Origin of the sequence: Chitinophaga niabensis (assembly GCF_900129465.1) — a bacterium.
GTDB classification, from domain to species: domain Bacteria; phylum Bacteroidota; class Bacteroidia; order Chitinophagales; family Chitinophagaceae; genus Chitinophaga; species Chitinophaga niabensis.
Window position 1 is genome coordinate 3,748,428 of the sequence record NZ_FSRA01000001.1, and the last position, 18,675, is coordinate 3,767,102.

Below are 18,675 nucleotides of genomic sequence, written 5' to 3' on the forward strand. Positions count from 1 at the left end.
ATTGATTGACAAAAGTAACCTAAGTTTACAAAAAATATAATTTTAATACCTTTGTAGGCAAATTTTAAACACTTTTTAATAATCGTCATGGATATATTCGAGAAACTGAAGCACATGGGGCCCATCGGAGAACACTCTGAGAGAGCCCACGGTTATTTTGCTTTTCCCAAACTGGAAGGCGAAATCGGACCCCGTATGAAATTCCGGGGCAAGGAAAAGATTGTATGGAGCCTGAACAACTACCTGGGGCTGGCTAACCACCCGGAAGTTCGTGCCACTGACGCAAAAGCTGCAGCTGATTTTGGATTGGCAGCCCCCATGGGTGCGCGGATGATGAGTGGGAACACGAATTATCATGAGCAACTGGAGAAAGAACTGAGCGATTACATGGGTAAAGAAGATACTACCCTGCTCAACTATGGCTACCAGGGTATCATGAGCGCTATTGATGCCATCTGTAACCGCCGTGATGTGATTGTGTATGATGCAGAATGCCACGCCTCTATTGTGGATGGTCTGCGTTTACACCAGGGACATCGTTATGTATTCAAACACAATGATATTGAAGATTGCGAAAAGCAACTGAAACGTGCAGTAGAAATGTGCAAGACCACCGGTGGTGGCATCCTCGTGATCACGGAAGGTGTGTTTGGCATGGCCGGCGATCAGGGCAAACTGAAAGAGATCGTTGCTTTGAAATCAACGTATGAGTTCCGTTTAATGGTAGATGATGCCCATGGTTTTGGTACGATGGGTAAAACCGGCGCAGGTACCGGTGAAGAACAGAATGTACAGGATCAGATAGATCTGCTGTTCAACACTTTCGCCAAGTCTGGTGCTTCTATCGGTGCCTTTATGAGCGGTGATAAGGCTATCATCAATTACATCCGCTACAACAGCCGTTCACAGATCTTTGCTAAATCCATTCCTTTACCACTCGTGATCGGGCATCTGAAACGCGTTCAAATGATGCGCCAGCAACCGGAACTGAAAGATAAACTGTGGAGCAATGTAAATAAACTGCAACAGGGTCTGCGTGAAAGAGGTTTCAATATCGGAAAGACCAATTCTCCCGTAACACCTATCTACCTGCAGGGGGATATTCCTGAGGCAACAGCTATGTGCCTGGACCTGCGTGAAAATTATAACATCTTCTGTTCTATTGTAGTGTATCCGGTGATCCCGAAAGGCCAGATCATTTACCGCCTGATCCCAACCGCGGCACACTCTGATGAAGATATTGAGCTGACGCTGAAGGCATTCACTGAAACGAAGGCTAAGCTGGACCAGAAGGTGTATGCAGTAGCAGAAATTCCGATGGTGTAAGTAAGTATTTTTTGATATGTTAAGGGCATTCGCAAGGATGCCCTTTTCTTATTTCAAACCATTAACAAAGGGGCAAAAAAATAGGGCTGATGGTTAGTCAGCCCTGGCAAACAAATCGTTCTTTCACTAGGTGTAATACATGATCATAAGAATCGATCGTTCATGAGGACATGGTAATAAAAAAAAGTTTGGTCATCATAGAATATGGATAACTATGAAGTAACCCATAAATATATTTTATGATAATTTTAGAACTTTAAATGTCTTAAGGGGATTTTGTAAAGCACGGCTCCATGCGCTTTTCTCGAACAAAACTAGCTGCTATCCAGCGTTTAACCAAAAATAACGTACTTCTACGGTATATCAATAACACTAACGTGGTATTTTGTTAACGCACTGTTAAACTTCCCGTTTATTTTGTTAACGAGCTTTGTTTTTGCGCGCAAACCGACATAAAAAAGCCGGTTCATTAACGAACCGGCTTCTCTTTTTTATAAGTGATTTTCTAATGCCACATCATACTTCACTTTCCAATCGGCTACTTTGCCCCAATCTTCTCCATCTACTACAATCCCTTCTCCTTTCACGGTACCGATCTTCTCATAACGAACGGAATGATCAGAAGCATCTACCAGGCCATGCAGCAAAGCTTCAAACTTTTCTTTATCCGCAGGGCTAACACTCACTACTACACGGCTTTGTGATTCGCCGAAGAGGTAAGCATCCTTCCGGTATTTTTTATTGGTCACCACATCGAAGCCGAGCCCTCTTGCCATACCGCTTTCCAGCAATGTGGTAAAGAGGCCACCTTCACTTACGTCGTGAGCAGATTGGATCAATCCGGCTCCGATCAGTTTGGTGATGGCCTGTTGCAGTTTAAATTCTTCTTCCAGGTTGAAATGCGGGGCAGGGCTATGTTCAACACCTATCAGCTTGTGCAGGTATTCAGAACTGCTGATATCATTATAGCTGCGCCCTACCAGGTAAACCAGGTCGCCGGCTTGTTTGAAATCCAGGGTCATCCTTTGCTCCATGGAATCCAGCACACCCAGCATGCCAATAGTGGGGGTTGGGTAAACAGGGCCGTCGGGAGACTGGTTGTAGAAGCTCACGTTACCACCTGTAACGGGGGTATTGAACTTACGGCAGGCTTCACCCATTCCTTTCAGTGCGTATACGAACTGATAATAAACTTCCGGATCGTAAGGATTACCAAAGTTGAGGCAGTTGGTGATCGCTACAGGTTCGCCGCCACTGCAAACAATGTTACGGGCAGCTTCTGCCACTGCGATCTGACCACCTTTGTGCGGATCTGCATATACATAGCGGCTGTTGCAATCAGTAGTTACCGCCAGTGCTTTAGGCGTACCTTTTACAAGTACGATAGAAGCATCGCTGGGAGCATTGGTGCTGGCATTTGCAGTACCCACCATGCTGTCGTATTGCGTATAGACCCAACGTTTGGACGCGATGTTAGGTAACTGGCTGATCTTTTCAGCAATTGCTTTTGCGTTAGTGACATCCGGGATATTCTGGATATCAAAGGCTTTGATCTTTTCGAAATACTTAGGCTCTACATAAGCGCGGTGATATTGGGGAGCGCCGCCACCCAGTACCATACTTTCCGCAGGTACTTCTGCTTCCAGTACCCCATTCATGTAGAAACGCAGCATAGGGTCCTTTGTTACTTCACCGATCTGTACGCAGTGGAGGTCCCATTTATCGAAGATGTCCAGCACTTCTTTTTCACGGCCTTTATGCACAACAATGAGCATGCGCTCCTGGCTTTCAGAAAGCAGCATTTCCCATCCTTTCATATTTTCCTGGCGGGTAGGTACTTTATCCAGGTGGATGATCATACCGTGTTCGCCTTTTGCACTCATTTCTGCAGTAGAGCAGGTGATACCGGCTGCACCCATATCCTGCATACCTACCAATGCGTTGGTTTTCACTACTTCCAGGCAGGCTTCCAGCAGTTTCTTTTCCTGGAAGGGGTCTCCTACCTGTACTGCGGGCAGGTCTTTGGCACTTTCTTCCGTAATATCTGCGGAAGCAAAAGAAGCACCGCCGATACCATCTTTACCGGTAGCGGAACCTACAATAAATACAGGGTTACCTGCTCCGTGAGAAGTGGCGGATACCATGGTACCCACTTTCAGTACACCCACGCTCATGGCATTCACGAGGGGGTTGGTGCCGTAGCAGTCTTCAAAATATACTTCACCACCTACCGTAGGTACGCCAAAGCAGTTACCATAATGGCCAATGCCGTCTACCACACCTTTCAGTAAATGTTGTGTTTTCTTATCATTGATGTTACCAAAACGCAGCGAGTTCAACGCAGCGATCGGGCGGGCGCCCATGGTAAATATATCACGGTGGATACCACCTACCCCGGTTGCAGCTCCCTGGAATGGTTCCAGTGCAGAGGGGTGGTTATGGGATTCTATTTTAAATACGCAAGCCCAGCCATCTCCAATGTCTACCAGGCCGGCATTTTCTTCACCAGCCTTTACCAACAGGCGGCCACCTTCCCTGGGGAGGCTTTTCAGCCATACAATAGAATTCTTATAGCTACAGTGTTCACTCCACATTACGGAGTACATGCTGAGTTCTGTAAAATTCGGTGTGCGGCCCAGGATGGATTTAATACGTTCAAATTCGTCAGCGGTGAGTCCTAACTGCTCGGCAGTTTCTACTGTGGTTTGCATGAATTGATGTAGATTTAGAAAAGAAGATGCAAAACTACATAGTTTTCCTGCAATTGACAAGAAGGAGTATTGATATACCCATATACACATAACATTATTTTTAATGTATCAGTTTTAGGATACCCGACCTTCAAATATTTGTTTAAATTTTAAAAATATATGCTTTTTTAGGGACAAATGCAATTTTTTGTTCAATACAGCAGAAACAACTTGTAATTTCCACGATTCTGCCGTTCTTTTGTGGTAAAATAATTCTGACATCATGCAATCGTTACGCTTTCAAGCGCTGGAGAATCTGACCGGCGTAGATTTCAAAGTAAGTCCCGAACTGAATGGTAAGATCACAGACGTGTTCGGCACAAATGTATTTACCGGCAAAGTAATGCGGGAACACCTGAGTGACGAGGCTTATAAGAGCCTGATGAACTCAATTAAAGGTGGTAATAAGATCGAGCGTAAGATGGCCGATCAGATTGCTTCCGGCCTCAAAGCCTGGGCAATGAAAAAGGGCGTGACCCACTATACCCACTGGTTCCAACCTCTCACAGGTACAACTGCTGAAAAACATGACTCCTTCTTCACTATTAAAGGAGATGGTTCCAGCATTGAAACTTTCGACGGCGACGCACTGGTTCAACAAGAGCCGGATGCATCCAGCTTCCCTAACGGCGGTATCCGTGCTACATTCGAAGCACGCGGTTATACTGCATGGGATCCTTCCTCCCCTGCTTTCATCATTGATCAGGGCGCTGGTAAAACCCTTTGCATCCCAACTATCTTCGTAGCTTATACCGGTGAATCACTGGATTACAAAGCGCCTTTGCTGAAAGCATTGTCTGCTTTGGATAAAGCTGCTGTTGACGTGTGCAACTACTTTGACAAGAACGTAACTAAAGTAACTGCTACCCTTGGCTGGGAACAGGAATATTTCATGATCGACGAAGGTCTGGCTAACGCCCGCCCCGACCTGGTGCTCACTGGCCGCACTGTTGTAGGCCATGCTCCTGCTAAAGGACAGCAACTGGAAGATCATTATTTCGGTGCTATTCCTGAGCGTGTATATGGCTTCATGCGCGATTTCGAACTGGAATCCTACAAACTGGGTATTCCTTTAAGAACCCGCCACAATGAAGTTGCACCTGCTCAGTTTGAGTGTGCTCCTATCTTTGAAGAAGTGAACATTGCAGTTGACCACAACTCCCTGCTGATGGACGTAATGAGCAAAGTTGCCAAACGTCACAAACTGAGAGTGTTACTGCACGAGAAACCATTTGCAGGTATCAACGGTTCAGGTAAACACAACAACTGGAGCCTTGCTACAGATACTGGTGTGAACCTGCTGGCTCCCGGTAAAACACCGAAGACCAACCTGATGTTCCTCACTTTCTTTGTGAACACTATTAAAGCCGTACATGATTATGATGATCTGTTACGTGCTGCCATCGCATCACCAAGCAACGACTTCCGTTTAGGTGCTAACGAAGCGCCTCCGGCTATCATCTCTGTATTCACCGGTAAATACCTGGCAGAAGTTCTGCAGGAAGTTAAGAGCCGCGTGAACAACAAGTTTGATGAGCAGGACGAAGCTATCCTGAAATTAGACCTTCACCGTCATATCCCTGAGCTGCTGCTCGATAACACAGACCGTAACCGTACTTCTCCGTTCGCCTTCACTGGTAACAAGTTCGAGTTCCGCGCTGTAGGTTCTTCCGCTAACTGCGCTTCTGCAATGACCGTGTTGAACACTATCATGGCTAAAACACTCGCTAACTTTAAGGTAGAAGTAGATGGCCTGATCGAAAAAGGTGAAAAGAAAGAGATCGCTATCATGCAAACCCTCCGCAAATACATCGTTGATTCTGAGAGGATCCTCTTCGAAGGCGACGGTTATAGCGATGACTGGGAAAAAGAAGCTGAAAAACGTGGCTTAGCTAACGTTAAAACCACACCGAAAGCATTGGATGCAATGGTTACTCCTAAAGCTACCAAGCTGTATGTTGAAACCGGCGTTTACAATGAAAGAGAACTGCATGCCCGTCACGAGATCCTCCTGGAAGATTACGTGAAGAAAGTGCAGATCGAAGCCCGCGTGATCGGAGACCTGGCTACAAACCAGATCCTGCCTGCGGCTATCAATTACCTGAACTCGCTCCTTGCCAACATCAAGGGCCTGAAGGAAATTGGCCTGAAGGAAGATGCTTACAAAGCACAACTTCAGATTGCAACGAAAATATCTGAACACATAAATGTCATCAGTGAGAGTGTACAAGCGATGATCGAAGCACGTAAAGTAGCCAACAACCTGACTGACCAACGTCAGAAAGCAATTGACTACTGTGAGAAGATCAAAGAGAAATACTTTGACGTGATCCGCTACCACTCAGACAAACTGGAGTTTTTGGTAGATGACAAGATCTGGGGACTCCCCAAGTACAGAGAGCTGCTTTTCTTGCGATAAAAAACCGTAAGATTGTTTTGGTGTATGATGGCCCCCGGTATTTACCGGGGGTTTTTGTTTTTTATCTGTTTTGTTAAAATGGTGGAGGGGATTAAACCTCGGTCTGTTCCCATGGTCTATTCTTAAAATCGTCATTATTATGAAGAAATTACTATTAGTAGCATTTCTCGCAGGTTCGGTGAGCCTGGGCTATGCACAAACCAAGCCGGTGAATGATCTGAAGCTGAGTGAGCAACAAAGTCAGAAATTAAAAGACATTAATAAATCTTTCCTTGCCAGCACACAGGACATCCGTAAGAATGATGCACTGAGCAAAGAAGACAAAAAAGCCAAGATTGAAAGCCTGCAGGCAGACCGCACCGGGCAGATCAAATCTGTACTGGATGCCGGCCAGTTTGAGCAATGGCAGAAGAGTCAATCCGCCAATAAAGAGAAAATGGCTGGTTTGATGGAAAAACGGAAGGGAAAAGAAGGTAAGAAAGGGGCTGGCCGCGATCACAGCGATGCCGCGATCAAAGAACTGGGGCTGACTGAAAAACAAGGCGCAGACCTGAAATCCATCAACAAGGAGTATGCAGCTAAGGCAATGGAACTGAAGAATAAAGCAGACCTTACCAAAGAACAGAAGAAAGAACAAGCGAAAGCCCTGAAGGCAGAAAGGTCCGCTAAGCTAAAAACATCTCTTGGCGATGCCCAGTATGAGAAATATGAAGCACTGAGGAAAGAGGCCAAAGGAGAGAAAGGTAAGAGGAAGAAGGCTGAAAAATAATTTTCACAGCGGCCAAAGAAGAAGAAAGCCGGGAAACAATTTTCACAAGTGTATATATTTTTAAGGTTTTGAGGTTCAAGAAAAAAGGCCCCGCTTTAATGCGGAGCCTTTTTCTTTTTAAACTATCTTAAACGTTTCTGTGAACTTGGTAGTGAAATTTCCTTTCCTGAAGTTCTCATCCTGCATCAACTGCTGGTGGAACGGAATGGTTGTTTTAACCCCTTCGATCACGAACTCACTCAATGCCCTTTCCATTGTATTGATCGCCTCTTCCCGCGTTTGCGCAACGGCTATCACTTTAGATACCATGGAATCATAGTAAGGAGGAATTACGTAGCCTGCATAGATATGAGAATCCACCCGCACACCATGACCGCCCGGTGTGTGTAACACCGTTATACGGCCCGGAGAAGGGCGGAAATCGTTATGTGGATCTTCTGCATTGATACGGCATTCGATCGCGTGCATTTGCGGCGTATAGTTCTTACCGGAAATTGGAATACCGGCAGCAATTTTGATCTGTTCTTTGATCAGGTCGAAATTGATCACCTCTTCCGTAACACCGTGCTCCACCTGGATACGCGTGTTCATTTCCATGAAGTAGAAGTTGCGGTGTTTATCTACCAGGAACTCAATCGTACCTACACTTTCGTAATTGATGGCGCTGGCAGCCCTGATAGCAGCCTCACCCATTTTCTCACGCAGTTCAGGCGTCATGAAAGGAGAAGGAGATTCTTCTACCAGTTTCTGGTGACGGCGTTGGATAGAGCAATCACGCTCGCTGAGGTGGCACACTTTGCCGTATTGGTCGCCGGCAATCTGGATCTCAATATGGCGGGGTTCTTCCACGAACTTTTCCATGTAAATGCCATCATTGCTGAAAGCAGCTTTTGCTTCTGCTTTAGCCATGTTGTAAGCATTCTCAATCTCATTTTCGTCCCATACAACCCGCATCCCTTTACCACCACCGCCGGCAGTAGCTTTCATGATCACCGGCAGGCCCATGGATTTGGCAATTGATTTTGCTTCTTCCACGCTCTGCAAAAGCCCGTCTGATCCGGGAATAACCGGAACGCCGGCTTTGATCATCGTTTCCTTAGCGGTTATCTTGTCTCCCATTTTACGGATCATCTCCGGTGTGGGGCCAATGAACTTAATGCCGTGTTCTCCGCAGATCTCTGCAAAACGGGCATTCTCTGCCAGGAAACCATAACCGGGATGGATAGCATCTGCATTGGTGATCTCTGCAGCTGCCATCAGGTGAGGTATGTTAAGGTAAGAATCGCTGCTCTGTGGTTTTCCAATACATACGGCTTCGTCTGCAAATCTAACGTGCAGGCTGTCTTTATCCGCCGTTGAATATACTGCCACCGTTTTGATGCCCATTTCCTTACAGGTACGGATGATCCGCAGGGCAATTTCGCCACGGTTGGCGATCAGTATCTTTTTGAACATGTTTTTCTTATAGGTTATAAAAACTCAAAGGAAAAAGGTTGCAAGCAACCTTACAACCTTCCTACCACTATCAAAGAGTTATGGTTCTACCAGGAACAAAGGCTGGTCGTATTCTACCGGAGAAGCGTCGTCTACCAATACTTTCACGATCTTACCACTTACTTCGCTTTCAATTTCATTGAACAGTTTCATGGCTTCGATGATGCACACCACCTTACCGGTAGTTACTTCATCACCTACATTCACGAAAGCCGCTTTATCAGGTCCTGCACTACGGTAGAAAGTACCGATCATAGGTGATTTGATAGTGATCAGGTTACTGCTGGCAGCAGGAGGAGCTGTGGCAGCAGGAGTGCTGGCTGCGGGAGCCGTGGCAGCGGGTTGCTGGGCTACTGCTACAGGCTGCTGAACCGCTTGCATAGCCGGTACTGTTACAATCTGCTGTACTTCGTTATCCTTCTGTTTTATAGTTATTTTAAACTGGTCCTGCTCAATGCTCAGTTCGCTGATATTTGACTTGTTGATCATTTTAATCAGCTCCTGAATCTGTTTAAAGTCCATGTAGACAGTTTTTGGTTTTAGTAATTTGCTGGTTCTCTGTGATAGAAATAGATAAGTATATGGCTATTCTTTTACTCTCTCGATATAGTCACCTGTTTTGGTGTTCACACGGATCAATTCTCCCTCATTCACAAATAAAGGTACCATTACTGTAGCGCCACCTTCAACGGTAGCTGGTTTCAAGGTACGGGTTGCAGTATCACCTTTCATGCCGGGCTCGGAATAAGTTACTTTCAGTACAATCTTGTCCGGCAACTCTACACCCATTGGCAGTTCAGTTTCTGTGTTGATGGAGATAGACACCTCATCACCGTCTTTCAGGAACTGGGGTGCGTCTATCATTGATTCATTCACAACTATCTGCTCAAAGGTTTCTTTATCCATGAAGTTGTAACCGCTCTCATCTTTGTATAAATACTGATAAGCTTTCTTTTCCACACGAACCGGGAAGATGTTATCTCCGGAGTTCCAGGTATGCTCAATTGAACGGTTGTTATCAACGCCTTTCAATTTAGCCCACACTTTTGCAGCTGCACGGGCGGTTTTGTTCTGACCAAACTCTACAACAGAATATAAGCTGTTATCCAGCTTAATGATTAATCCTGTTCTGATATCTGCGGTGGTAGCCATAAAAGGTCACTGATTTTAAAGTTAAAAATTTACGTTAGGATTGCAAAAGTAAAAATTTTCGCATATGAACAAACAAAACTTATCGGAAATTCCACAAAAGCGGTATAGTTTTGGTGCTGTTATAGCAGATTGATTATCACTTTAACAATATAAAAATATGAAAATGAGAAGATGGATGTTCCTGCTTTTATGCCTTCCAACCCTACTGAAAGCACAAACCAACACTAATACAACCACCAATATTTCTCCTTTTAAGCAATATTCGATCATTTCTCCCCTGCCGCTGACATTATACGACGGTAGTACCTTTTCCAAGAACGACCTCCCCAAAAACAAGCCTGTACTGGTATTTGTTTTCAGCGTGGAGTGCGATCACTGCGCCCATATGACAGAGGAGATCCTCAAAAACATCGGCAAGTTCGGAAAAACCCAGCTATTAATGATCACTCCTTTTAAATTGGAGCGAATGAAGGCCTGGTACGACGAATATAAGATCAAAAACTACCCCAATATTATCATGGCGGCCGAGCCCACAAGGCAGATCCTGTCTTATTACGACCTCCACAACTTCCCCGGAACTTACATTTATAATAAGAAGCACCGGTTGGAAGCGGACTACGAAGGTACCGTTAAACTGGACACATTGTTAAAGCACTTGTAAATTTCCCGTTTAGCCTGATCGAATTGGGAATTTTTAGGGGAATTGGCTGAAATTCACGTTCCGATGTCCTACTTTTGTTTTCCAAATTTATTCTTCACCTTTTTTAAAATACTCAGATACGATGAAAGTTACTGTTGTAGGAGCTGGTAATGTAGGTGCAACCTGTGCCAATGTGCTGGCCCACAGAGATTTCTTGCAGGAAGTAGTTTTGCTTGACATCAAGGAAGGCACTGCAGAAGGTAAGGCACTGGACACGTGGCAGCAAGCGCCCATTGATTATTACAGCACAAAGGTGACCGGTGTTACCAACGATTACACCAAGACCGCCAACAGCGATGTTGTAGTGATCACCTCTGGTCTCCCCCGCAAACCGGGTATGAGCCGGGACGATTTGATCTCCACCAATGCCAATATCGTAAAATCTGTGACAGAGAATGTTACCAAACACTCTCCTAACGCTATTATCATCATCGTATCCAATCCTTTGGATGTAATGACCTACTGCTCTTACCTGACTGCCAAGAAAGACAGCAGCAAGGTATTCGGTATGGCAGGCATCCTGGATACAGCCCGTTACCGTGCCTTCCTGGCAGACGAGATCGGCTGTTCTCCGAAGGACATCCAGGCTATCCTGATGGGCGGCCACGGCGATACCATGGTTCCGCTGCCACGTTACACCACCGTTTCCGGTATCCCGGTAACTGAACTGGTAGCAGCAGATAAACTGGAAGCTATCATCCAACGTACCAAAGTTGGTGGCGGTGAGATCGTGAACCTCCTGGGCACCTCTGCCTGGTATGCTCCCGGCGCTGCTGCGGCACAAATGGTAGAGGCCATCCTGAAAGATGAAAAACGCATCTTCCCTGTTTGCGCATGGCTTACCGGTGAATATGGCCTGAAAGATATCTACCTTGGCGTTCCGGTTGTACTGGGCAAGAATGGTATCGAAAAGATCATCGAACTACAACTGAATGCAGAAGAGAAAGCATTGCTTTCCACTTCAGCCGTACACGTGAAAGAAGTGATGGACGTACTGGACAATATGAAAACACCTGCTTAACCAGGGTTTAGCAGATACTTTATAAAGAGAGCATCCCTTTACTAATGGGATGCTCTCTTTTTTGTAGAACTCCTACTACATATTTGAGCGTTATAACAACTGATCTTCGTAACTTTAGGGCGCGTTTAAGGTTAACAGTTTGTCAGGTACACCAATAGCACGGCCAGAATCTATATTACATCTCATCCCAAAAAGACCATATCATGAAAAGGCTACTTTTTGTAGTGCTGATATGCAGCCCGCTAAGCATACTGGCACAGGCAGCAACATGGAAGGTAGACAGGGACCATTCTTCCGTTAATTTTTCTGTAGAACACCTGGTGATCTCTGAAGTGGACGGTAGTTTTAAAAGTTTTGATGGTGAATTGAAGGCCGCCAAGCCGGATTTTTCAGATGCACGGATCAACTTTACAGTAGATGTAGCAAGCGTAAACACAGGCAATGACCCAAGAGACAAACACCTCAGATCAAATGATTTTTTAAATGCAGAGCAGTATCCCAAAATGTCGTTTAAAAGTGTTTCACTTACCAAGGTTTCAGAAGGTAAATACTTACTGGAAGGAGATCTTACGATCCGTGACGTGACTAAACGGGTAAAATTCAATGTCAGCTACGGCGGTACTGTAAAAGATGCTGAAAACAAGCAACGGGCAGGATTCAAAGCAAATACTTACATCAACCGGTTTGATTATAACCTTAAATGGGATAAGCTCACCGAAGCAGGGGGAACAGTGGTGGACAAAATGGTGGACATAGAACTAAAACTAGAGTTTATTAAACAATAACTGTGTAGAATTTACACGTAAACCTAACTGGATGAAGGCGTTAGCAATTGCGCTTTGTATCTCCATATCATTTAAATTGCGCTATATTTTTTGCCACATATGTCCAATATCGAAAAGCTGATTTCAATCAAAACCTTTACCAGCGAGCACCACAAGGGGTTAATAAGTCTGATCTTCGTGGGGAACTGGATCATTTCAAAACACCAGCATTTTTTCAAGCAGTATGACATTACAATGCAGCAGTTCAACATCCTGCGGATCCTGCGCGGCCAACATCCAAAAGCAGCGAGCATCAATATGCTCAAAGAAAGGATGCTGGACAAAATGAGCGATGTTTCCCGCCTGGTGGAAAGATTGCGCAAAGCAGGTCTCGTGGAACGTAAAAGCTGTGAGCTGGACAGAAGAGCGGTAGACGTTATCATTTCACCCAAAGGCCTGCAGCTCCTCAAAACCATCGACGGGGAAATAGGTACGCTGGACGATACGTTGAAATCGTCCCTCAACGAAAAGGAAGTGGTACAGTTGAATAAATTGCTGGATAAACTATTGAACGGTTATTAAACATCGTCCGCCAAAGGCTGTCCAAAATTGAGCACATACCCGTTGCAATCCCTGATTGCAAATTCGCGCATATTATAATCGAAATCCTCTAAAGGGTATACGACATCTGTGGAATCCTTTAACCGTTCCCATAGCTGGGTAACATTATCTGTACGGAAATACAAACTCCCGGTTAATGCGAGCGTTTGTTCATTCATATGCACATTAGGCAACCGGAACATGATAATAACCTCACCGTTACGCAGCGATGCCCAGCTAAAATCCCCCTCCTCATCCCGAAGGGAGTTATCCAATTCAAAACCAAGCGTGTTAATGTAAAAATCAATTGTTGCCTGCATATTACCCGTACTCAACATGGGCGTTAGGGAACTGAACATAATTATGTTTCTTCTACATAATCAAGGTCCTTGCCAAATGTTTCCTGCATAGAGAATGCGAAAACGAAAGCCAATGCGATACAAACAATACCGGTGATGAAACCACTGTGCAGATAACTGACACCTGCCGTCTGCAAACCGGTGAAAAGTAAGGAGATCACCGGAAGCAATCCCCGTGCATAGTTAGGAACAGTAGTGGCAGCCGTTGCACGCAGGTTGGTACCAAACTGCTCTGCAGCCACTGTTACAAATATCGCCCAGAACCCAACACTAAAGCCCATCAGGCCGCAGATGGTATAGAATGCGGTGGCGGAGATCCCGTATGCGTTAAAGTATAAAATAACACTGATCAGGGTAAGGGTATAAAAGATATATAACACCTTCTTTCTGCTGCGCATCATCTGGCTGATAAAGCCACTGGCAAAATCGCCGAAAGTAAGCGCTGCATAACAGATCATAATGGCCTTGCCCGGATCAATAGCCCCTTCTACGCCCATTTCCTTTGCAAATTTATTAGAGAAGGTCATAAGGATCCCCACAACGAACCAGGTAGGCAGGCCTATCATAATACATTTCAGGTAACGGAAGAAACGCTCCTTGCTGGTGAAGAATTTAAAGTAGTTACCACGACTTACATTTCCGCTTTGCTTGATACTATTATACATGCCGGACTCTACCACACTCACCCGCAGGATCAGTAATGCGAGGCCCAAGGATCCGCCGATATAATAACAAATGCGCCAGTTGTCCCCGAAATACTCTGAGACGAAATAAGCAACCACTGCACCGGAGATCCCCACGCTGGCCACGATCATGGTACCCAGGCCACGTTTTTCTTTTGGCAGTATTTCCGAAACCAGGGTGATACCAGCGCCCAATTCACCAGCCAGCCCCAACCCGGCCACAAAACGCCAGATCATATACCATGCAATGGCATGCTCGCCACCGATCATACCATTGGCAATATTAGCCACAGAATACAAAAGGATAGAGCCAAACAGTACGGATAAACGCCCGCGTTTATCTCCCAGCACTCCCCATATGATGCCACCAATAAGCATACCCACCATCTGGATGTTGATGAGGTACATGCCTATCCTGTCTACATCATCACCCGTAACACCAAGGGATGTAAGGCTTTTAATACGTATAATACCAAATAAGAGAAGATCGTAGATGTCTACAAAATAACCCAGAGATGCTACAATAACAGCTGCATTAATCAGCTTAACGGGTTTGCCGGCGGAATTCATAAAGGTTGATATTTAATGGTATACCCTAAAAAAGAAAGAGACACAAAATAATTGTGTCTCTTTATATTATGAAATAATATTACGATTTTATTTCTTCTTTTTCTACAGGTGGCTCTATTGGATTGCCAAATTCATCAAAATGAGCGTGTATTGTACTTTTCCCAAATACCAGTTTAATGATCACAGGCAGGGTGGTGATCACCACAATAATGATAATGATCCATTCCAGGTGATCCTTCAGGTTCGGGAACGCTTTGTTCAGGTAATGACCTGCGAGCATCATGGAAAAAACCCAGGATATAGAGCCTACCACATTCCAGAACATAAATTTCTTACGCTCCATATTTACAATCCCTGCAACTATAGGCGTGAACGTACGAACTACCGGCAGGAAGCGCGCAATGAAAACTGCTCCCGCACCATATTTGTCAAAAACCTCTTTGGCTTGCCAAAGGTGTTTCTTCTTAAATAAGAAAGTATCTTTTCTTTTAAATAAGAGCGGACCTGATTTCTTACCGAACCAGAAACCAACCATATTACCCAGGATACCCATGATCGCAATCAGGGCCATTATTACTACAAAGGGCATATTAAAAAAGCTCGCGCTTAATTCTTCTCCATAAATACCAGCCACAAAAAGCAGGGAGTCCCCCGGAAGGAAGAAACCTACAAACAGCCCTGTTTCAGCAAAAATAATTCCCAGGATCAGATACAATCCTCCATGTTGAATAATCCACTCCGGACTAATTAAATGTTTAAAAAACTCAATGATCTGATCCATGCTAATGTTTAAAAAATTGAATAGACGGCCAAAAATAGCCTATTATTTGTCAAGACTAAGTTAATATTTTATGAAAAGCCGCACTAGGCTTTTGTTTCAGGCGGAAGCTTGGTAAAGTCAACTTCCCCTTCCCACCTGCCGATCACCGCAGTGGCCAGGCAATTTCCTATCACATTCACGGAAGTACGCGCCATGTCCATCAGTTCATCAATACCCAGGATCAGGAAAACGGGCCAGGTAGGCAGGTCAAAGGAATGTACCGTACCTAAAATAATCACCAGCGTAGCCCGGGGTACACCGGCCACACCTTTACTGGTCAGCATCAGGGTAAAAACCATCAGGATCTGCTGGCCCCAGCTAAGCGGATGGCCTGCAGCCTGGGCAACAAATATAGAGGCCAGCGCCAGGTATAAGGTAGAACCGTCCAGGTTGAAACTATATCCCGTTGGCATTACGAAAGCGATCACTTTACGAGGTACTCCCATCCTTTCCATAGCCTCCATGGCTTTTGGCAGGGCAGACTCGGAACTGGTGGTGGCAAAGGCAATAGATACCGGCTCGGAGATCTCCCGGATAAATCTGCCAATAGGCAGTTTGATGATCAGGGCTACCGGCACAAACACAATAAGCATGAAAGCCAGGAGGGCTACATACAATGTGGCCAGCAATTGTAAAAGATTACCCAATACGGCTAAACCGCCATGCCCTACGGTAAAGGCTATTGCAGCTCCTACCCCTATCGGGGCATAATACATTACAATATTGGTGAACTTAAACATCACCTCGGACAGGCTTTCACAAAAGCTAAGCATAGGCCCGCGGAACTTTTCCTTCACCAGTAATAAGGAAATACCAAAGATCACACTGAACACCACTATGGGAAGGATGTCCCCATGGTAAATGGATTTGGCGATATTTTCAGGGAACACATGCAGCACCACATCCTGCCAGTTCTGAGGTTTGGTTTCCGGAAGTTTTTCATGTAAGGCATTGGGTGGCATATTGATCCCAACACCCGCCTGGCTGATATTGATAGCGGCAAGACCTATAAATAAAGCGATAGTAGTAACGATCTCAAAGTAGAGCAGGGACTTCCAGCCCATCCTTCCCACCTGCTTGATATCCGAATGACCGGCAATACCTACCACCAGCGTACCAAATAACAAGGGGGCAATAATGGTTTTGATCATGGACAGGAAGATCTTGCTCATCACCTGGAAGTTGACAGCAACTCCTGGCCAATCGTGCCCCACTTCTGCACCAACCACCATACTTACCAGGATCCAGGTTGTGAGTGAGCGTTTTTTGATAGCAAACCATATAATGGAAGCAATTGCCAGCCAGCGGCTAACGGCCAGCCCTGCCCCCGGAATGCTGACCAGGTCAAGATGCACCAGGGTATGAAGGATAGCAACGATAGATATAAGGACCAATGCAATGAGGGCTGCCTGCTTCTTATTCATTAGAGGTGGTTTAGTTTAGTGTAATAACGCAAAAAAATCGCCCAAAAATAAGGTTCTGGACGGAAAATCCCCATAAAAATGCAATTGCATGCATTCATAAAATAAAAATACGGTGTTAGAGTTTTAGATACTATATTTGACGATCTGTAAAAAATCTAAACAAACAAAGCTTATATCAACCACCACAACTACTAAGTATGAGCATGCTCTTTGCTAAAAAACCTCTGTCAACTTTGCTCGCTGAAGCTTCCGATTCTGAGAAAGGTCTTAAACGTACATTAGGTGCCTGGGCACTGGTTGCGTTGGGTATCGGCGCTATCATCGGTGCGGGACTTTTTGTTAGAACAGCTGCTGCTGCCGGAGCGCATGCAGGTTCTGCGGTTACCATCTCCTTCATTATTGCAGCTATCGGATGTGCGCTGGCTGGTCTGTGTTACGCTGAATTTGCTTCCATGATCCCTATCGCGGGAAGTGCCTATACATATTCTTACGCCACCATGGGTGAGTTTGTTGCCTGGATCATCGGCTGGGACCTTGTATTGGAATATGCCTTAGGAGCGGCTACCGTGGCTATCGGCTGGAGCCAGTATCTCAACAAGTTGCTATTCATTACATTCGGCCAAACTATACCTTATGAATGGAGCCACTCTCCCTTCCAGGTTTCTGAGGCTGGCGTCAGCGGTATTGTGAACCTCCCTGCAATGTTTATCCTGCTGCTTATCTCCCTCCTGCTGGTAAGAGGTACGCAACAATCTGCCGTGGTAAATACCATCATCGTAATAGTAAAAGTTTGTATCGTTATCCTTTTCATTATACTTGGCTGGCAGTTCATTAACCCTGCTAACCACACTCCTTATATGATCCCTGAAACTGCTGGTGTAGTAAACCTGAGTGATGGGTCCACAGTGGATTATTCCAAGTTCTGGAACAACGGCTTTGCCGGGGTGATGACGGGCGCAGGTATCGTATTCTTTGCCTTCATTGGTTTTGATGCGGTTTCTACTGCAGCGCAGGAAACAAAGAACCCGGCTAAGACCATGCCTTTCGGTATCCTTATTTCCCTCGCGGTTTGTACTATCCTGTACATACTGTTCTCTCACGTACTCACCGGCGTTGCTCCTTACCAGGATTTCCTGAAATCAGGTAGTGAAGCATCCGTTGCATATGCCATTGACACTTACATGCCTGGTTACGGCTGGTTATCTACCCTTATTACGGTAGCTATCCTCGCAGGTTTCAGCTCTGTGATACTGGTGATGTTGCTGGGTCAGACACGTGTATTCTACTCTATGTCTAAAGATGGATTAGTACCTAAGATATTCTCTGATCTGCATCCTAAATTCCGCACACCTTATAAATCCCAGTTGTTATTCCTGGTATTTGTATCCTTGTTCGCGGGCTTTATTCCAGACCATGTGGTAGGAAACATGACCAGTATTGGTACCTTGTTTGCCTTCGTACTGGTTTGCATCGGTGTTATTGTAATGCGCAAAAGTAATCCTGAAGCAGTACGTACTTTCAAAACCCCGCTGGTTCCTTTTGTTCCCATCCTGGGAGCGCTCGTTTGCCTGGCCATGATTGTGAGCCTCGGCAGAGAGAACTGGGAACGTTTAGGTGTTTGGTTACTGATCGGTATGCTTATCTACTTTGGCTATAGCGTTAAGAACAGTAAAGTGCGCAAAAGCCTGAAATAAATAATAAATATTATATAGCAAAAAGCTGCCTTCTACTCAAAGGCAGCTTTTTGCTTTCAGGGCGCATCACTACAAATTTTTGCGCCACTACAAAGGAATTTAATAAATTTGCACCCACGTTACGCAATGC

At 45.2% G+C, this 18,675-nt stretch carries 16 protein-coding genes; 8 read left to right on the forward strand and 8 right to left on the reverse strand.

All coding sequences use genetic code 11. The annotated features are described in order from the left end of the window. Window positions 1-87: 87 nt before the first annotated feature. The gene (locus BUR42_RS14870) at window positions 88-1,326 is read left to right on the forward strand and encodes an aminotransferase class I/II-fold pyridoxal phosphate-dependent enzyme (RefSeq protein WP_074239979.1); all 1,239 of its coding nucleotides are present in this window, start codon (window positions 88-90) and stop codon (window positions 1,324-1,326) included. 491 nt (window positions 1,327-1,817) lie between these two features. On the opposite strand, the gene purL is transcribed toward BUR42_RS14870, so the two are convergent. After that, window positions 1,818-4,037 carry a phosphoribosylformylglycinamidine synthase subunit PurL gene (purL, locus tag BUR42_RS14875; protein WP_074239980.1) on the reverse strand — a complete coding sequence of 740 codons (2,220 nt, stop codon included), beginning with the start codon at window positions 4,035-4,037 and terminating at the stop codon, window positions 1,818-1,820. 262 nt (window positions 4,038-4,299) lie between these two features. On the opposite strand from purL, the gene BUR42_RS14880 reads away from it, so the two are divergent. Further along, on the forward strand, window positions 4,300-6,495 hold the full coding sequence (locus BUR42_RS14880) for a glutamine synthetase III family protein (RefSeq protein WP_074239981.1): 2,196 nt from the start codon (window positions 4,300-4,302) through the stop codon (window positions 6,493-6,495). 139 nt (window positions 6,496-6,634) lie between these two features. Next, on the forward strand, window positions 6,635-7,264 hold the full coding sequence (locus BUR42_RS14885; RefSeq protein WP_074239982.1) for a hypothetical protein: 630 nt from the start codon (window positions 6,635-6,637) through the stop codon (window positions 7,262-7,264). Window positions 7,265-7,381: 117 nt separating this feature from the next. On the opposite strand, the gene accC is transcribed toward BUR42_RS14885, so the two are convergent. The 3 genes from accC to efp all read right to left on the reverse strand — a co-directional run bounded on the left by accC (window position 7,382) and on the right by efp (window position 9,910). Next, window positions 7,382-8,719 (reverse strand): acetyl-CoA carboxylase biotin carboxylase subunit, encoded by a 1,338-nt coding sequence (gene accC / locus BUR42_RS14890; RefSeq protein ID WP_074239983.1) that lies wholly within the window; start codon window positions 8,717-8,719, stop codon window positions 7,382-7,384. A gap of 78 nt (window positions 8,720-8,797) precedes the next feature. Next, window positions 8,798-9,280, reverse strand: coding sequence for an acetyl-CoA carboxylase biotin carboxyl carrier protein (accB, locus tag BUR42_RS14895; protein WP_074239984.1), 483 nt, complete (start codon window positions 9,278-9,280; stop codon window positions 8,798-8,800). A 63-nt stretch (window positions 9,281-9,343) separates the two neighbouring features. Next, window positions 9,344-9,910 carry an elongation factor P gene (efp, locus tag BUR42_RS14900; protein WP_074239985.1) on the reverse strand — a complete coding sequence of 189 codons (567 nt, stop codon included), beginning with the start codon at window positions 9,908-9,910 and terminating at the stop codon, window positions 9,344-9,346. Between the two features lie 157 nt (window positions 9,911-10,067). Here efp and BUR42_RS14905 point away from each other — a divergent pair, with 157 nt between their 5' ends. From BUR42_RS14905 to BUR42_RS14920, 4 genes are all read left to right on the forward strand, one after another. Beyond that, window positions 10,068-10,571, forward strand: a complete 504-nt coding sequence (locus BUR42_RS14905; protein ID WP_084185577.1) for a peroxiredoxin family protein — start codon at window positions 10,068-10,070, stop codon at window positions 10,569-10,571. A 121-nt stretch (window positions 10,572-10,692) separates the two neighbouring features. Further along, window positions 10,693-11,631 (forward strand): malate dehydrogenase, encoded by a 939-nt coding sequence (gene mdh, locus BUR42_RS14910; RefSeq protein WP_074239987.1) that lies wholly within the window; start codon window positions 10,693-10,695, stop codon window positions 11,629-11,631. Window positions 11,632-11,834: 203 nt separating this feature from the next. Then, window positions 11,835-12,416 carry a YceI family protein gene (locus BUR42_RS14915; protein WP_074239988.1) on the forward strand — a complete coding sequence of 194 codons (582 nt, stop codon included), beginning with the start codon at window positions 11,835-11,837 and terminating at the stop codon, window positions 12,414-12,416. 99 nt (window positions 12,417-12,515) lie between these two features. Next, window positions 12,516-12,977, forward strand: coding sequence for a MarR family winged helix-turn-helix transcriptional regulator (locus BUR42_RS14920; protein WP_074239989.1), 462 nt, complete (start codon window positions 12,516-12,518; stop codon window positions 12,975-12,977). On the opposite strand, the gene BUR42_RS14925 is transcribed toward BUR42_RS14920, so the two are convergent. From BUR42_RS14925 to BUR42_RS14940, 4 genes are all read right to left on the reverse strand, one after another. Continuing rightward, on the reverse strand, window positions 12,974-13,354 hold the full coding sequence (locus BUR42_RS14925) for a VOC family protein (protein WP_074239990.1): 381 nt from the start codon (window positions 13,352-13,354) through the stop codon (window positions 12,974-12,976). The genes BUR42_RS14920 and BUR42_RS14925 overlap by 4 nt on opposite strands. Window positions 13,355-13,356: 2 nt before the next feature. Next, window positions 13,357-14,607: an MFS transporter gene (locus BUR42_RS14930; protein ID WP_074239991.1), complete on the reverse strand. Its 1,251-nt coding sequence runs from the start codon at window positions 14,605-14,607 to the stop codon at window positions 13,357-13,359. A gap of 79 nt (window positions 14,608-14,686) precedes the next feature. Then, window positions 14,687-15,388, reverse strand: coding sequence for a DedA family protein (locus BUR42_RS14935; protein WP_084185578.1), 702 nt, complete (start codon window positions 15,386-15,388; stop codon window positions 14,687-14,689). Between the two features lie 83 nt (window positions 15,389-15,471). Then, complete coding sequence (locus BUR42_RS14940; protein WP_074239992.1) at window positions 15,472-16,851, reverse strand: dicarboxylate/amino acid:cation symporter; 1,380 nt, start codon at window positions 16,849-16,851, stop codon at window positions 15,472-15,474. Window positions 16,852-17,048: 197 nt separating this feature from the next. Here BUR42_RS14940 and BUR42_RS14945 point away from each other — a divergent pair, with 197 nt between their 5' ends. Then, window positions 17,049-18,545 (forward strand): amino acid permease, encoded by a 1,497-nt coding sequence (locus BUR42_RS14945; RefSeq protein ID WP_074239993.1) that lies wholly within the window; start codon window positions 17,049-17,051, stop codon window positions 18,543-18,545. Window positions 18,546-18,675 lie beyond the last annotated feature (130 nt).

Bases quoted from the DNA above. Each gene is read 5' to 3' on its own strand.
- BUR42_RS14870 (WP_074239979.1), top strand. From the start codon at position 88: ATGGATATATTCGAGAAACTGAAGCACATGGGGCCCATCGGAGAACAC.
- purL (WP_074239980.1), bottom strand. From the start codon at position 4,037: ATGCAAACCACAGTAGAAACTGCCGAGCAGTTAGGACTCACCGCTGAC.
- BUR42_RS14880 (WP_074239981.1), top strand. From the start codon at position 4,300: ATGCAATCGTTACGCTTTCAAGCGCTGGAGAATCTGACCGGCGTAGAT.
- BUR42_RS14885 (WP_074239982.1), top strand. From the start codon at position 6,635: ATGAAGAAATTACTATTAGTAGCATTTCTCGCAGGTTCGGTGAGCCTG.
- accC (WP_074239983.1), bottom strand. From the start codon at position 8,719: ATGTTCAAAAAGATACTGATCGCCAACCGTGGCGAAATTGCCCTGCGG.
- accB (WP_074239984.1), bottom strand. From the start codon at position 9,280: ATGGACTTTAAACAGATTCAGGAGCTGATTAAAATGATCAACAAGTCA.
- efp (WP_074239985.1), bottom strand. From the start codon at position 9,910: ATGGCTACCACCGCAGATATCAGAACAGGATTAATCATTAAGCTGGAT.
- BUR42_RS14905 (WP_084185577.1), top strand. From the start codon at position 10,068: ATGAAAATGAGAAGATGGATGTTCCTGCTTTTATGCCTTCCAACCCTA.
- mdh (WP_074239987.1), top strand. From the start codon at position 10,693: ATGAAAGTTACTGTTGTAGGAGCTGGTAATGTAGGTGCAACCTGTGCC.
- BUR42_RS14915 (WP_074239988.1), top strand. From the start codon at position 11,835: ATGAAAAGGCTACTTTTTGTAGTGCTGATATGCAGCCCGCTAAGCATA.
- BUR42_RS14920 (WP_074239989.1), top strand. From the start codon at position 12,516: ATGTCCAATATCGAAAAGCTGATTTCAATCAAAACCTTTACCAGCGAG.
- BUR42_RS14925 (WP_074239990.1), bottom strand. From the start codon at position 13,354: ATGTTCAGTTCCCTAACGCCCATGTTGAGTACGGGTAATATGCAGGCA.
- BUR42_RS14930 (WP_074239991.1), bottom strand. From the start codon at position 14,607: ATGAATTCCGCCGGCAAACCCGTTAAGCTGATTAATGCAGCTGTTATT.
- BUR42_RS14935 (WP_084185578.1), bottom strand. From the start codon at position 15,388: ATGGATCAGATCATTGAGTTTTTTAAACATTTAATTAGTCCGGAGTGG.
- BUR42_RS14940 (WP_074239992.1), bottom strand. From the start codon at position 16,851: ATGAATAAGAAGCAGGCAGCCCTCATTGCATTGGTCCTTATATCTATC.
- BUR42_RS14945 (WP_074239993.1), top strand. From the start codon at position 17,049: ATGAGCATGCTCTTTGCTAAAAAACCTCTGTCAACTTTGCTCGCTGAA.